The organism is Fusobacterium ulcerans ATCC 49185, from assembly GCF_900683735.1.
Lineage (GTDB): Bacteria > Fusobacteriota > Fusobacteriia > Fusobacteriales > Fusobacteriaceae > Fusobacterium_A > Fusobacterium_A ulcerans_A.
Genome location: NZ_LR215979.1, coordinates 2,965,199 through 2,981,107, shown reverse-complemented (window position 1 = coordinate 2,981,107; position 15,909 = coordinate 2,965,199). Strand labels below are relative to the sequence as shown.

15 protein-coding genes and 1 pseudogene are annotated in these 15,909 nt (G+C 29.5%); 13 read left to right on the top strand and 3 right to left on the bottom strand.

Annotated elements, in window-relative coordinates:
- Positions 1-22 precede the first annotated feature (22 nt).
- From E0E45_RS13365 to E0E45_RS13340, 6 genes are all read left to right on the top strand, one after another.
- The gene (locus E0E45_RS13365; protein WP_130891626.1) at positions 23-2,053 is read left to right on the top strand and encodes a BglG family transcription antiterminator; all 2,031 of its coding nucleotides are present in this window, start codon (positions 23-25) and stop codon (positions 2,051-2,053) included.
- Between the two features lie 107 nt (positions 2,054-2,160).
- Positions 2,161-2,589: a PTS sugar transporter subunit IIA gene (locus E0E45_RS13360; RefSeq protein WP_130891625.1), complete on the top strand. Its 429-nt coding sequence runs from the start codon at positions 2,161-2,163 to the stop codon at positions 2,587-2,589.
- Between the two features lie 34 nt (positions 2,590-2,623).
- Positions 2,624-2,899 carry a PTS sugar transporter subunit IIB gene (locus E0E45_RS13355; RefSeq protein ID WP_039995694.1) on the top strand — a complete coding sequence of 92 codons (276 nt, stop codon included), beginning with the start codon at positions 2,624-2,626 and terminating at the stop codon, positions 2,897-2,899.
- A gap of 34 nt (positions 2,900-2,933) precedes the next feature.
- Positions 2,934-4,301 (top strand): PTS ascorbate transporter subunit IIC, encoded by a 1,368-nt coding sequence (locus E0E45_RS13350; RefSeq protein ID WP_130891624.1) that lies wholly within the window; start codon positions 2,934-2,936, stop codon positions 4,299-4,301.
- Positions 4,302-4,331: 30 nt separating this feature from the next.
- Positions 4,332-5,228 (top strand): carbohydrate kinase family protein, encoded by an 897-nt coding sequence (locus E0E45_RS13345; RefSeq protein WP_130891623.1) that lies wholly within the window; start codon positions 4,332-4,334, stop codon positions 5,226-5,228.
- A gap of 4 nt (positions 5,229-5,232) precedes the next feature.
- Positions 5,233-6,192, top strand: coding sequence for a ketose-bisphosphate aldolase (locus E0E45_RS13340; protein ID WP_130891622.1), 960 nt, complete (start codon positions 5,233-5,235; stop codon positions 6,190-6,192).
- Between the two features lie 125 nt (positions 6,193-6,317).
- Here the strand turns inward: E0E45_RS13340 and E0E45_RS13335 are convergent, their stop codons facing one another.
- Positions 6,318-7,073, bottom strand: a complete 756-nt coding sequence (locus tag E0E45_RS13335) for an aspartate dehydrogenase domain-containing protein (protein WP_130891621.1) — start codon at positions 7,071-7,073, stop codon at positions 6,318-6,320.
- A 136-nt stretch (positions 7,074-7,209) separates the two neighbouring features.
- A complete protein-coding gene (locus tag E0E45_RS13330) occupies positions 7,210-8,058 on the bottom strand; it encodes a MurR/RpiR family transcriptional regulator (RefSeq protein WP_130891620.1) in 849 nt (282 codons plus the stop codon).
- Between the two features lie 189 nt (positions 8,059-8,247).
- Here E0E45_RS13330 and E0E45_RS13325 point away from each other — a divergent pair, with 189 nt between their 5' ends.
- The 6 genes from E0E45_RS13325 to E0E45_RS13305 all read left to right on the top strand — a co-directional run bounded on the left by E0E45_RS13325 (position 8,248) and on the right by E0E45_RS13305 (position 14,402).
- Complete coding sequence (locus E0E45_RS13325; protein ID WP_130891619.1) at positions 8,248-9,192, top strand: threonine ammonia-lyase; 945 nt, start codon at positions 8,248-8,250, stop codon at positions 9,190-9,192.
- A gap of 220 nt (positions 9,193-9,412) precedes the next feature.
- The gene (locus E0E45_RS17720) at positions 9,413-9,562 is read left to right on the top strand and encodes a hypothetical protein (RefSeq protein ID WP_172604198.1); all 150 of its coding nucleotides are present in this window, start codon (positions 9,413-9,415) and stop codon (positions 9,560-9,562) included.
- 156 nt (positions 9,563-9,718) lie between these two features.
- On the top strand, positions 9,719-11,131 hold the full coding sequence (gene pykF / locus E0E45_RS13320; RefSeq protein ID WP_130891618.1) for a pyruvate kinase PykF: 1,413 nt from the start codon (positions 9,719-9,721) through the stop codon (positions 11,129-11,131).
- 85 nt (positions 11,132-11,216) lie between these two features.
- Positions 11,217-12,524 carry a phosphopyruvate hydratase gene (gene eno, locus E0E45_RS13315; RefSeq protein WP_130891617.1) on the top strand — a complete coding sequence of 436 codons (1,308 nt, stop codon included), beginning with the start codon at positions 11,217-11,219 and terminating at the stop codon, positions 12,522-12,524.
- Positions 12,525-12,912: 388 nt separating this feature from the next.
- Positions 12,913-13,761: a pirin family protein gene (locus tag E0E45_RS13310; protein ID WP_130891616.1), complete on the top strand. Its 849-nt coding sequence runs from the start codon at positions 12,913-12,915 to the stop codon at positions 13,759-13,761.
- Between the two features lie 206 nt (positions 13,762-13,967).
- Positions 13,968-14,402 carry a YcxB family protein gene (locus tag E0E45_RS13305; protein WP_130891615.1) on the top strand — a complete coding sequence of 145 codons (435 nt, stop codon included), beginning with the start codon at positions 13,968-13,970 and terminating at the stop codon, positions 14,400-14,402.
- Positions 14,403-14,598: 196 nt separating this feature from the next.
- On the opposite strand, the pseudogene E0E45_RS17935 reads toward E0E45_RS13305, so the two are convergent.
- Positions 14,599-14,867, bottom strand: a pseudogene (locus E0E45_RS17935) (IS3 family transposase); the annotation flags it as partial.
- A gap of 161 nt (positions 14,868-15,028) precedes the next feature.
- Here E0E45_RS17935 and E0E45_RS13295 point away from each other — a divergent pair.
- Positions 15,029-15,886: a tetratricopeptide repeat protein gene (locus E0E45_RS13295; protein WP_130891614.1), complete on the top strand. Its 858-nt coding sequence runs from the start codon at positions 15,029-15,031 to the stop codon at positions 15,884-15,886.
- Positions 15,887-15,909 lie beyond the last annotated feature (23 nt).

Here is a 15,909-nt window from a genome sequence, read left to right as displayed (position 1 = left end):
AATTAGATATAAGGAGGAGAATATGCTGTCAAGAAAATCAATAGATTTGCTGCACTTTTTACTCAAAGAAAAAAGAAATGTATCATTGAAAGAACTTTCAGATAATTTTCATTTGAGTGAAAGAAGCATAAGATATGAGATAGAAAAGATACAGAAAGAACTTTCAGCAAAAGATGGATTTGAATTCATCATTTCTAAAGGTGAATGCTTTGTTGATGATTATACAGCATTGGAAAAATATCTTAATGAAAGTAGGCAGGACTATATTTTTTCTCCAAAAGAGAGAGAAATATATATATTATTGAAAATATGCTTTGAAAGAGAGATTAATCAAAATATAATATCAGAAGAACTTGATACAAGCAGAAGTACAATAAAAGTTCATTTGAGAGATATAAAAAAAGTGCTGGATGAATATAATTTAGAGTTGGAGCTTTTACATAAAAAAGGTCTTGGGGTGACAGGGGAAGAAGAAAAAATTCGTCAATGTACTTTAAAGATTATGAATATGGTAAAAAAGGCCAACAGCAGTTTCTTAAAAAATATACTTGATAATTATTTTGAAGAGATAGATATAGAGGGAGTAAAACTTTTTATAAATTACTGCCAAAAACTCATGAATAAAATAGTGTCAGATGAAGCTTTTGATATCATATCTAAGTATTTGATACTTGCTATATATTTTAATAAAAAAGGACATAAAATAACAAGTATAAAGAATTGTAATTTTTTAAAAAATACATCTGAATTTGAATGTGTAGAAAAATCAAGAGCACTTTTAGAAGGATTCTATGAGATAGAACTTTCAGAAGAAGAATACCTAAAGATAACAGATTATTTTTTAGGGAGCCATACATATAATATCTCATACTCATATTATGAAAACTGGGTAGAGATAGAAATGATAGTAAAGAATTTTATAAACAGGATAAATGAAAAATTAGATGTGAATATATCAGCAGATGAAACTCTTATGACAGGCCTAGTAAATCATATAAAGCCAACTATCTATAGACTGAAAAATGGAATAGAACTTGAAAATACTATTTATGAAGAAGTTGTAGAAAGTTATCCTAATCTTTTCTCATTGATAAAAGGAAGTGTAGGAGAACTTGAAGATTTTATAGATAATAAATTTACAAATGATGAAATAGCTTTTATTACAATCCATTTTAAAGCTGCCATAGACAGAAATATAAAAAAGAAACGTGAAAAAGTGAAAGTACTTGTTGTATGTGGTTCAGGATATGGAAGTTCTAAACTTTTGGCTCAACAACTAAAAGATATGTACAGAGTGGAAATTATAGATACTATTCCTAGATATCTTTTAGAGAAAGTGAATAAAAGAACTGATATAGATTTGATACTGACAACCATTCCATTAGATGATTTTGAAACTGATAAAACTATTATAAAAGTAAATCCTATTTTAAATAAAGAGGATATGGCAAAATTAGATAATTATCCTATATCAAGAGATAGCAAAAAAATAATATTTTCAGAATTAGTAGAAGTAATTGAGAAAAATAGTAAGATAAAAGCAGATGATAAACTGTTAGGAGCTTTAAAAGCTTTTCTGGATAGTAAGCTGATAGATGATCTTTTTCATAAAAAAATTACAATCTCTGACCTGCTATCAGAAAAAAGAATAAAATTAAAAGGAAAAGCTTCAAATTGGAGAGAAGCTATAAGAGAAGCAGGAGAATTGTTGCTGAAAGATGGATGTATAGAAGAGGAATATATTGATAATATGATAAAGCTGGTAGATGACTTTGGAAACTATATAATGCTTATTCCAAATGTTATTTTTCCTCATACAAAGTCAAAAGATTTAGTGAAAAAAACAGCTTTCTCTATAGTTACTTATGATAAAAGAATAGATTTTTTAGATGAAGGTAAAATTGGAGTAGTAATATGTTTCTGTGTAAAAGATGAAAGAGAACATCTGGATGGTCTAATAGAAATTGTAGAAAAAATTGAAGAAAATAATCTGGAAGAAAAAATAAGAAGAAGCAAAACTGCAAAAGATGTAATAAAATATTTAACTAACTAAAATGACTGGTCTACTGACCAGTCATTTTTTTTGAATAAAATAGAATCTTTAAAATAATTGAGGTGCAGGGTACAATTGTATTAACAAGGTCAAAAGGAGATATCAAGATGTTGAAAGATGCAGTTAAGGGAAGGGTAAATATAGTAGAAAATGTAAATGACTGGAAAGAAGCAATAACTTTAGCAGCAAAACCATTAGTAGAAGATGGAAGTGTTGAAAATTCATATATAGATGCAATGATAGCCAATGTAAATAAGTTTGGAACATATATAGTAATTGCACCAAAAGTAGCGATGCCACATTCTAGACCAGAAGATGGAGTAAATAAAAATTGTGTATCTATGCTGAAGATAAATGAAGGAGTTGTTTTTGAAGGAGAAGAGGAAAAAGTATACGTATTCTTTGTGTTAGGAGCAGTAAATAATGATTCTCATATAGAAACTCTTATGGAACTTATGGAATTGATAGAAGATGAGGACAAAATAGAGGAAATTATTGAAACAAAAACTGTTCAAGAAATAATGGATTTAATTTAAACTTTAAAGATAAATATATAAAGGAGTGGTAATAATGATAAAAATATTAACTGTATGTGGAAATGGAATTGGAAGTAGTTTGATGTGTGCTATGAAGATTGAAGAAATATGTAAAGAAGAAGGAATAGAAGCAGATGTATCATCATCAGACTTTAACTCTGTGGCAGGAAAAGGAGCAGATTTAATTGTAACAGTAAAACAACTTGCAGATCAATTAACTGGATATAATGTAGCAGAAATTAGAAGTTATACAAATAAGAAAAAAATTAAAGAAGATGTATTAGATAAAATTAAGGAATTAGTAAAATAAAACTTATATAAAAAAATATTTAGGAGGGAAAAGAATGAATTTTTTAAATGTTATAGGAAATGATATACTTACTAATCCAGCATTCTTATTGGGACTTATGTCACTTGTAGGGTTAATTGCTTTAAAAAAACCATTTAATAAACTTATAACTGGAACTTTGAAACCAATACTAGGATATATAATGCTTGGAGCTGGAGCAGATTTCATTGTTAAAAATCTTGATCCACTAGGAAAAATGATAGAAAAAGGATTTGGAATTACAGGAGTAGTACCCAACAATGAAGCAATAGTTTCTATTGCTCAAAATATTCTTGGTAAAGAAACAATGTTTATATTAGTTGCAGGACTTATTATCAACATTATAATAGCAAGAGTAACTAAATTCAAATATATATTCTTAACAGGACACCACAGCTTTTTTATGGCTTGTATGTTCTCAGCAGTTCTTTCTACTTCAGGAATGAAAGGAACTACACTTATTCTTATAGGTGGAATTTTATTAGGAGCATGGTCAGCTATATCTCCAAGTATAGGGCAAAGATATACAGATCTTGTAACTGATGATGATGGAATAGCTATGGGACATTTTGGTTCTTTAGGATATTATCTATCAGCATTTATTGGAGAAAAAATAGGTGATAAAGAAAATAGTACAGAAAATATAGTTATCCCTGAAAAAGTAAATTTCTTGAGAGACAGTACTATATCTACAGCTATAACTATGATTGTATTCTATCTTATTGCAGCTATTGCAGCTGGACCAGAATATACAGAAACTTTATCTGGTGGAAAGAATTATATAGTTTTTGCTCTTACTTCTGCTTTAAGTTTTGCAGTTGGAGTTACAATTGTATATAATGGTGTAAGAATGATACTTTCTGAACTTATTCCAGCATTCCAAGGAATTTCACAAAAACTTATTCCTAATGCAATACCAGCAGTTGACTGTGCAGTGTTCTTTACTTATGCACCAAATGCAGTGTTGATTGGATTTATCTCTTCATTCATAGGTGGAGTAATTGGAATGGTTATACTTGGAGCAGTTGGGGCAGTTCTTATTATTCCTGGACTTGTACCTCACTTCTTCTGTGGTGCAACAGCAGGTATCTATGGAAATGCTACTGGAGGAAAGAAAGGTGCAATAGTTGGAGCATTTGTTAATGGACTTTTACTATCATTCTTACCAGCAATGCTTCTTCCTGTATTAGGAAATATTGGATTCCAAAATACAACATTTGGAGATTTTGATTTTGGAGTGTTGGGAATTTTAATAGGAAAATCAACATCATCTATTGGAACAGCTGGAATATATATAATTGTAGCAATTCTTCTTGCTGTACTTATTATTCCTAGTTTCATAAAAACAAAAACAAACGTTATCAATGCAAAAGATGAGTATTAAGATCATTATATAATGAAAGGATGATGTTTCATGAAAAAAATACTTTGTGTAGGACATTCAGCATATGATATAACATATCTGCTTCCTCACTTTCCAGTAGAAAATAGGAAATATAAAGCTAAAGACAGAATAATGGTAAGTGGAGGACCTGCAGGAAATGCTGCTTATCTTTTAGGAAAATATGGGGAGAAGGTTTCCTATATAACAGCTTTAGGAAATGATTTTTATGGGAAAAAAATACTGGAAGATCTCAATGAAGTAGGAGTAGATACTAAAAATATAGTTATATCAAATAAATTAGTTACACCATGCAGTATAATAATAGCTAATGAAGAAAGTGGTTCAAGAACAATAATAAACTACAGAGAAGAAAAACCTATAGATGATTTTAAAATGATATATGAAAAAGTACCAGAAATAATACTTTATGATGGTCATGAATTAGATATAGCTTTGAAAGTCCATAAAGAATTTCCAAATGCTGTATCAGTATTAGATGCAGGAACATATAAAGAAGGAACTTTAGTCATAGGAGAATTTGTAGATTATCTAGTGTGCTCAGAAGACTTTGCAAAAGACTACTGTAAAATGGATAAGATAGAAGAGAAAGATTTTAAATATGTTCTTGAAAAATTGGAAGAATTGAATAAGAATACTGTTATAGTAACTTTAGGGGAAAGAGGTTCTATAATGAAAAAAAATGGAGAGTTATTGAAATTCAAAGCTTTTAAAACTAAAGCAGTAGATACTACTGGAGCAGGAGATATTTTTCATGGAGCATTTGTTTATGGACTGAGCAATAATTTTTCAATTGAAAAAAATATAGAGTTTGCTTCTGCATGTGCTTCATTATCAGTAGAAAAGCTTGGTGGACGTAACTCAATACCTGAGTTAGATGAAGTTGAAAAAAGAATAAAGAGAGGATAAAGAGATGAAAAAATATAGTTTTAAAGAACTTGGACTTGAAAATACAAGAGATATGTTTAAAAGAGCTAATGAGAGTGGATATTCTATACCAGCATTTAACTTTGCAAATCTGGAACAGCTTCAAGCTATACTAGATGCATGTGTAGAAGCTGAAAGTGATGTTATAATTCAAATATCAGCAAGTGCAAGAACATATATAGGAAAAGAACAGCTTCCTCTTTTAGTAAAAGGAGCAATAGATGAAATAAGAGCAAAGGGATCAAAGATAGCAGTAGCACTGAATCTTGATCATGGGAAAGGTCAGGATTTAATCAAAGACTGTCTTGATTATGGATTTTCATCTGTAATGATAGATGCTTCGAAATATGATTTTGAAAAAAATATAGAGTTAACTAAAGAAATAGTAGAACTTGCAAAAGATTATGATGCTTCTGTAGAAGGAGAAATTGGTGTTATTCATGGAACAGAAGATGAACATTCTGCTGATGAAAGTGCATTTACAAAACCTATTGAAGCTGTAGAATTTATAAAAAGGACAGGGGTAGATTCTCTTGCTATTGCAATAGGAACTGCTCATGGAGCACATAAGTTTAAAGTAGGAGAAGATCCTAAATTAAGACTTGATATACTTGAAGCTATTAAAAAAGAGATAGGAAGTTTCCCAATTGTTCTTCATGGATCATCTTCAGTGCCTCAAGATTATATTAAAAAGTTCAAAGAATTTGGTGGAGAAGTAAAAGATGCAATTGGAATACCAGATGAAGAATTAAGAAAAGCATCTAAATCAATAGTTACAAAAATCAATGTAGATACAGATGGACGACTTGTTTTCACAAGTGCATTGAGAGAATATTTTGCTGAGAATCCAAAAGAAATGGACTTAAAAAAATACCTTGATTATGCTAGAAATGAAATGAAAAATTTTTATATAAAGAAAATTAATTCTGTATTTAAAACTAAATAAAATATTTCAGCAGTCTGAAATTTAAGATTGCTGGAATAAAAAACAGTCATTAAAGGAAAAAATAATGACTGTTTTTTAAATTTTTAGTTTAAAAAATGATTCTACACTATTACTTTAAAATGCTGTTATACAAATTTATAATATTCATCTCCACCTAGTATTCTATCCAAACTTCCACAAGCAGATATAGGTGTGTAAAATCCTGTTACTCCTCCAGTTGAAAAACTGCTTATATTCAGAGTAAATGAAATTCCATCTCCTTTTATACATATATTGTGAGTGTTAGTAGTAACAGCTGGATCTGATATTATTCTTGAGTATGTTTTATCAAAGCCAATTCCTGATAATGCTACAGTAGCATGAACATTAACATTTCTTGGATAAAGCTGGCATGCTTCTCTTGTAGTTCCTTCATATACAATTGTTCTTTCAGCATCATCACGTCCTAGACTTTTAGGATTTTTTATAGTTTCAATAGTTACACTATTAATAATAGAACGAGCATCAAAAAGACCATCCATTCCTAATATTGCTCCATGAGGAAAATATATATGTCTTTTATATTTATTACATAAGTCTTTTACTTTAGTTACAAAGTTGTCATCACTAAAAGCTGTTACTGATAATACTAACAGGTTTGAATATTTCAATATCAATTCTATATTTTCTTTGAGAACATCAGCAGTAGCTGATTCTATTATTAAATCTGTTCCTTCATAAAATGAATCTAGCCCTTTGGCAATAATTTTTTCTTTTAATTCACCTTCACATTTTAAGAAAGGATCCTGTATAAAAGTTATTTGATGAGTTCCTTTTTTCTTAATGTGTTCCACCATACTTTTTCCAATTTTACCACATCCTAAAAAACCTACTTTTGCCACACTGATACCTCCTTTTTAAATTTTATAATTTTTTATTATATAAAAATAAATATTAATATTTATTTTTAATTATATCAGTTATGAATGCTTTGTCAATAGAAAAAGACCCAGAGTAAAATCTAGGTCATTTTTATTTTCAATACATTCCAGTTTCTGACATGTATTCATCCAACTTTTCAAGTCTTTTTTTCCCATTTTCTCCTGCAAGCTTACTTATAAGACTGACTAATATTTCAACAGTCAGTGTTACTCCAACTATAGAATTAGCAAAACTTAGAGAATCTACACTATGTACTAAGACGTAAGCAGCACCTTCTGTTACTGGAGATATCAGCTGGTTAGTAATCACAATTACAGGACATTTATGTTCCTTTGCTATTTTGTGCACTTGCAAAGCATTTTGTGAATAACGAGGTAGAGTAAAAAGTATCAGTATATCATTTTCATCCATGTCTATAGCCTGATCTTCAAATCCCTCATGAGCATTAAGATGTATAACTTCAGGGATAACATGTGATAAGATGGTTGTAAAATAATTAGCAATTCCATAAGTATTACGAAAACCAGCTATATACTTTTTCTTTGCACATATTATTTTTTTAGCTGTTTCTATATACTTTTCAACTTCATTTCTATTTTGATCCTTTGAAATATTATTCTGTATATTTTGAAATACCAATTCAGGTATTTGTTTTAAATCTATCGAATTTGTAATTGTTATTTTTTCAAAAGGCAGATGGTTATTTATTTTTTGATATCTTTTTTCTAAGGTTTCCAAAGCCAGTTTCTTTTTAAATTCTCCATATCCTGAAAATCCAAGAGATTTTGCCATTCTTATAACTGAAGTATCTCCCAGTTTTAATTCTTTTGCTATTTCATTAGATGTCATATAGCAAGCTCTTTCCAAATTTTGAAGTATGTACTCCAGAACTTTTTTTTCATTTTTGGTAAGTTTGGTGCTATAGGCTTTCTCTTCAATTGTCATTTTGCATTCTCCTTTCGTCTTAAGATATAGACTACATTTTATTATATCACAGAGAAGAATTAGAAAAAATAATTTTTTCTTTTATTGGGTATCTTGACAAAAAATTATTAGAGGTTATAATTATAAAAAGAATATTTATATTTTTTTAAAATTTATATTGAATGATAAGATTTAAAAAGGGGGAACAATATGCTCAGACTAGAACAGATAAAAGAAGCTCAAGTAAGGATATCAGAATATACGATTAAAACTCCAATAATAAGAATGGAAGTTTTAGATGAACTTCTTGGATGTAAAGTGTATCTTAAAGCTGAATGTATGCAGAAAACAAATTCTTTCAAGATAAGAGGGGCACTTAATAAGATGCTGACTATGTCTGAAGATGAATTGAAAGCTGGAGTTGTAGCAGCTTCATCTGGCAATCATGGAAAAGGAGTTGCATTTGTTACAAAATTATTAGGAGTAAAAGCTACTATAGTTGTTCCTGACAATGCTCCTAAAATTAAAGTTGATGGAATTAAATCTTTTGGAGCAGAGGTAGTACAGTGTCCATATGACGAACGTCATAATGTAGCCAATGCCTTAAGCAAAGAATATGGATATTCTATAGTTCACCCATATGATGATTATGCTATTATGGCTGGGCAGGGAACTATTGGGATGGAAATTATGGAACAGCTTCCTGATGTAGATTATGTGGTCGTTCCAATAGGTGGAGGCGGACTTATCAGTGGTATTTCAACTGCTGTGAAAGAAATTTCTTCATCTGTTACTACTATTGGAATAGAACCAGAATGTATGTGCAGATACACCAAAAGTTTTGCTGCTGGAGAACGGGTTCTTCTTCAAGCACAACATTCTATTGCTGATGCTATTCTTACCCTTACTCCAGGAGAAAAACCATATCCAGTAGTAAAAAAATATGTAGATAAAATTATTACAGTGAAAGAAGAAGATATAACTCAAGGAAGTATCAAACTTCTTACTATTGGAAAAATAATGGCTGAGTTTTCTTCAGCTATTGGTATAGCTGCTGCTCTTAAAGGAGCACTTCCTGTTGAAAAAGAATCAAAAGTATGTTTTGTAATATCAGGAGGAAATATAGATCTAGAAGCAATAGTAAAAGAGATATAAAAAGTTATTTCATAAATAAAAATTTATTTTGTTTTCAATTTGAGTGGTCTGAAAGTATAGACCACTTTTTTTATTTATATAAATAAAATTAAAAATTTATGATAAATTTTTCATATTTATTTAAAAGAGAAAAGATGGTTTTCTTGAATATTAATAAATAGAAGACATATAAGTGAAATTGAAATCTTTCAAAAAAAAAGAAAGATATGGCTGAAACAGTATGAAATTCCTTGATAATGTTTTTTTTGAATACATAAGAAAAGAAAAAGATATCTGTAAAGAAATGGACTATTCTACCTTGGAATCTCTTGAGAAAAAGAGAGAAAAAGAATCTGTTATGGGAAAAAGTAAAAGTAAAAATTACGCATAAAAAGGTCAAAAAATACACGATAATTTTCTTGATAAATTACATTATATAATATAAACTTCATAGTAGATAAATTTCATTTATTGAGAGAAAGACAAGTGGGGATAACAAACTGTTTATAATATTTAGAATTTAAAAATAATATTTGAGGTGAGAATTTTGAAAAAGACAAAAATTGTTTGTACAATTGGACCAAAAACTGAATCAGTAGAAACTTTAAAAGAATTATTAAGAACTGGAATGAACATGATGAGATTAAACTTTTCTCATGGAGATCACGAAGAGCATGGGAAAAGAATTCAAAACTTTAGACAAGCAAAAGCAGAAACTGGAATCAGAGCAGCTTTATTATTAGATAACAAAGGGCCAGAAATTAGAACTATCAAACTTGAAGGTGGAAAAGATGCTGTAATAGTTGCAGGTCAAGATTTCACAATCACTACTGATAAAACTGTAATAGGAAACAATAAAATAGTTGCTGTCACTTATGAAGGACTTACAACTGACCTTAAAGCTGGGGATACTGTGCTTATTGATGATGGACTTCTTGAGTTCACTGTTAAAGAAGTAGTAGGAAATGAAGTAAGATGTGTTGCTGTAAACAATGGAGAATTAGGAGAGAATAAAGGTGTTAATCTTCCAAATGTTGCAGTTAATCTTCCAGCATTATCAGAAAAAGATGTAAATGATATGATATTTGGATGTCAGCAAGGAATCGACTATGTTGCAGCTTCATTTATCAGGAAAGCTGATGATGTAAGAGAAGTAAGAAGAGTACTTGATGAAAATGGTGGAAAAGACGTTCAAATTATTTCTAAAATAGAGAATCAAGAAGGAGTAGACAACTTTGAAGAAATTCTTGAACTATCTGATGGTATCATGGTAGCAAGAGGAGATCTTGGAGTAGAAATTCCTGTAGAAGATGTACCAGTAGCCCAAAAAATGATGATTGATAGATGTAATGCAGTTGGAAAAGTGGTTATTACAGCTACTCAAATGCTTGACTCTATGATTAAAAACCCAAGACCTACAAGAGCAGAAGTAAATGATGTTGCTAATGCAATTCTTGATGGAACAGATTGTGTAATGCTTTCTGGAGAATCAGCAAAAGGAAAATATCCAATAGAAGCTGTTTCAGTAATGGCTAAAATAGCAGAAAAAATGGATCCATTAGTGACTCCAAGAAATAAATGTAAAAATGAAAAAGTAACTATAACTTCAGCTGTTGCAAAAGGAACTGCAGAAGTAAGTGAAGCTTTGGGAGCAAAAGTTATAGTTGTAGGAACTGAATCAGGAAGAGCTGCAAGAGATATCAGAAGATATTTTCCAACAGCAACTATACTTGCAATTACTAATAATGAAAGAACAGCAAATCAATTGATGCTTTCTAGAGGAGTTATTCCATATGTAGATGGAAACTCAGAAACTCTTGATTCATTCTTTAATCTAGCTGAAAGAGTAACAGTTGAGTTAGGATTAGTAACTAGAGGAGATATAGTAGTTGCTATTTGTGGAGAAAGTGTATTCAAAAGAGGAACTACTAACTCTGTAAAAGTAATTGAAATAAAATAAGAGTAAATTAATTTAAATATTTTTTAAACTATGGTATAATAGTAATGATAGATTAAAGATATAATTTATTAGGAGGTTTTTTTAAATGACAAGAATAGTAGATGTAGTAGCAAGAGAAATACTTGATTCAAGAGGAAATCCTACAGTAGAAGTAGATGTAGTGTTAGAATGTGGAGCAAAAGGAAGAGCAGCAGTTCCATCAGGAGCTTCAACAGGAGCTTATGAGGCTGTTGAATTAAGAGATAATGATAAATCAAGATATTTAGGAAAAGGTGTTCTTACAGCTGTAAATAATGTAAACACTGAAATCAAAGAAGCTATATTAGGAATGGATGCATTAGATCAAGTAGGAATTGATACTGCTATGATCGAATTAGATGGAACTCCAAATAAAGGAAGATTAGGAGCAAATGCTATACTAGGTGTATCTTTAGCACTAGCTAAAGCAGCAGCAGAAGCATTAGGAATGCCTCTATATAAATATTTAGGAGGAGTAAATACTAAAGAATTACCTCTTCCAATGATGAATATTCTTAATGGAGGATCTCATGCTGATTCAGCTGTAGATGTTCAAGAATTCATGATTCAACCAGTTGGAGCAAAGAGTTTTAAAGAAGCTATGAGAATGGGATGTGAAATATTCCATAAGCTAGGAAAACTTCTTAAAGCTAATGGAGATTCTACAAATGTAGGAAATGAAGGAGGATACGCTCCTGCTAAAATAAACGGAACTGAAGGAGCTTTAGATCTTATGATTGAAGCTATCAAGAAATCTGGATATGAGCCAGGAAAAGATATCACTTTCGCAATAGATGCTGCATCAAGTGAATTCTGTAAAGAAGTAGCACCAGGAAAATTTGAATACCACTTCAAAAGAGAAGGTGGAGTTACTAGAACTTCTGAAGAAATGGTTGAATGGTATACAGAATTAGTAAATAAATATCCAATTAAATCTATCGAAGATGGATTAGGAGAAGATGACTGGGATGGTTGGGCAAAATTAACTGCTGCAATTGGAGACAGAGTTCAAATAGTTGGAGATGACTTATTTGTAACTAATACTGAAAGACTTAAAAAAGGAATAGAACTAAAATCTGCTAACTCTATTCTTATCAAATTAAATCAAATTGGATCATTAACTGAAACTCTAGATGCTATTGAAATGGCAAAAAGAGCTGGAATGACTGCTGTTGTTTCTCACAGATCTGGTGAAACTGAAGATGCAACAATAGCTGATATAGCTGTTGCAACAAATGCAGGACAAATCAAAACTGGTTCAACTTCTAGAACTGACAGAATGGCTAAATATAACCAATTACTAAGAATAGAAGATGAATTAGGATCTACAGCTCAATACAAAGGACTTGACGTTTTTTATAACCTTTCAAAATAGTTAAAAAATAATATAAAAAACCGGCTGGTAATGCCGGTTTTTTTATTCCCCTAAGTTATTTTTTCCTACATTCATAACTATACTGAAATCTTTCTTGTTTTATATCCAATTCAGCTCTGTAAATGACTGACATTCTTTTTGAATTATATTTGTAATAATTAGCTTATTATGTTAAAAATTATTCTTTATGGTTAATATATTTTTATTATTTTTGTAATGATAAAAAATAAAAAGAAATATAGATTTATGAAAGTATAATATAGTATCTTTCTATGAAGTGTTTTATATATAATAAAAAACTTCATTAAAAAAATACTTAAATGACTAAAAAATAAATCTTTTATTAATTATTATAAACATTACTTTAAATTATGGAGGGTAGATATTTATGGAAAGAAAAATCAAAACACAGGTAAAAGGTTTCAAAACACAAGATGGTGCAGGAGTAAATTTGGTTAGAGTACTTGGACATAAAACTGTAAATGATTATGATCCAATATTAATGCTCGATTCATTTGATAGTACCAATCCAGATGACTATACAGCAGGATTTCCTCTTCATCCACACAGAGGAATAGAAACTATAAGTTATATATATAAAGGGAAAATGATTCATAAAGATAGTTTAGGGAATGAAGACATGATTGAAGATGGTGAAGTCCAATGGATGACTGCAGGTTCTGGAATCTTGCATGAAGAGAAGCTTCCAGCAGTAAAACAAATGCTTGGAATTCAATTATGGCTTAACTTATCTGCTAAAGATAAAATGGTTCCTCCAGCATATCATAGTATAAAAAATCATGAAATTGAGGAAATTATTTTTGAAAATGGGAAATTAAGATTACTTGCTGGAAAATATGGAGATAAAAAGGGATATCAAAGTAAATATTTGCCTTTAGATTATTATGATATTCATCTAGAATCTAATACTTCTTTTACTATTAATACAGATAGAGAAGCTTCAGTTATGTTATTTTTACTTTCAGGTAATGCATATATTGGAGATGTACTAGTAGAAGAAAAAACAGCAGTAAAACTAACAGAAGGAGATTATGTTAAAATTCAAGCAGATTCTGGATATACACAAGTACTTTTCATAAGCTCTACTAGCTTAAATGAGGCTATCAGTTGGGGGGGACCAATTGTAATGAATACTAAGGCTGAGCTTCAGCAGGCATTTAAAGATTTAGAAGAAGGAACTTTTTTGAAAGAAAATATAAATTATGAAGAAGATTAATATATTATTTTAATAAAAAATAAAATGATAATACTCTTTAAACTACTAAAATGTTTGTTTTTATAAAAATGAACATTTTTTTAGTTTTAAATATATGATATAATTGATATAAAAAAGAAAGTGAGGAGATAGATATAGAACTTTTATTTGAAAATAGATACTACGTTACTAAAAATATTTTTATAGAGTATCTGAAAGGAATAATAATGAAACGTTTGAGGGTATGTGGAGCCATTCTTGCAGTAATATGCTTTTGGATAGCATACTTAAACATTGTAAAAAGAAGAAGTAGTTTTGAGATACTTGTATTTGTAGTTATGTTTTTCTTTTCAATAGCTATATATTTTATTCATATGAAAGTAAGCAGAGATATGATGAAAAATACTCTTGCTGTACATAATGGAGTGCATCCAGAAAGTATCTTTCGCTTTGGAGAAGATATAATAACTCTTGAAGAAGGAAAAATCTTTATGGAATTTGATTACAATCAAATAAAGAAAATATATGAATTAAAAAAGCTCTATGTACTAATGATAGGAAAGCAGAATGGAATAATTGTAAGAAAAGATAGTTTTTCAGTAGGAACATTTCATAAATTCAAAGAATTTATAGAAAGAAAATGTAAAAACATTAAAAAATAAGAGGCAGGAAATTGTAATGAACTCTTTTTCTTAGCCAACTTAATTTTAAACATTGATTAATAAGGATTGATTTCTATATTGTATAGGAATTAATTCTTTTAATTTTTTTATTATTCTATAAATTATTTTTTTGTCCATAAAACATTTCTGATGTCATTATGCCAAAAAACCTTCCATTAATCCATTGTTTAGACTATTTCCTCTTTTTATGCATAATACTATGTAAATTTAATTTATTCATAAGCCTTAAAATCTTCTTATGATTGACTTGTAAGCCTTGATTTCTAAGTTCTAATGTAATTCTATGATAGTCATATCTTCTTTTATGCACATAAAATATATTCTTGATTTTATCAATAATATCTTGATTTTTTATATCTATATCTTTTTATTTCTGTAAAAATAGTAAGTTGCTCTTGCTATACTTGAAATTTCAAGCAACATTTTGAAAGGATACTTTGCTCTCGTGTTAATTTAGCCATAAAAAAATACACTCTCCATCTTACTTGTCTAAGATTTTGGGTGCAGGATAAACTTCCTGTCTTTTCTAATAAATTCAAAGAAAGATTGTAATTTTTTCCAAAAAAATGTAGAATAAAAATAGTAGAAATAAAGGAGGGATTTATTTGGAATTAAAAAATAGATTTGGAAGTATTTTTTATGTTGTTCTCCTGCTATTAAGTTTTGGAAGTAGTAGTTTTGCAGCAAAAAATATAAAAAACCAAGTAACTCAAGGAAATTATTATTATGAAGAAGGAAATTATGAGGAAGCAGAAAAATATTGGAAAATAGCAGCAGATCAGGGAGATATAGATGCTCAGTATGCCTTAGGAATATTGTATGAAGATACTGGAAGGACTGAATTTTCTGAAAAATACTATAAAATGGCTGCAATACAAGGAGATAAAGATGCTCAATATAATTTGGGAGTTTTATATGATGATCAGGGGAATTATAAAGAGGCAGAAAAATACTATAAGATGGCTGCAGTGCAAGGAGATAAAGATGCTCAATATAATCTAGGGTGTATGTATGATGAACAGAAAAATTTTGATGAAGCAGAAAAATATTATAAAATGGCCGCAGAACATGGAGATAGAGGAGCTCAATATAATTTAGGATGTATGTATGATGATATGAAAAAATATGATTTAGCAGAAAAATATTATAAGATGTCTGCTGATCAAGGAGATGTGGATGCTCAGTATAATTTGGGGCTTTTATATAAAAATCAGAAAAAATATACTCTTGCAGAAAAATATTGGAAAGTTGCTTCAGATCAAGGGGATTTAGAAGCTCAAAATAATCTTGGTATACTCTATGAAGAACAGAAAAAATATGATTTAGCAGAAAAATTTTATAAAATGGCAGCAGATGAAGGACTAAAAGATGCTCAGTACAACTTAGGACTTTTCTATTCAGATCATGAAAAGAAAGATCTCTCTAAAATGTACAAAGAAATGGCAGAAAATAATAAAAATTAGATAAACTAAAAGACTGCAAAATG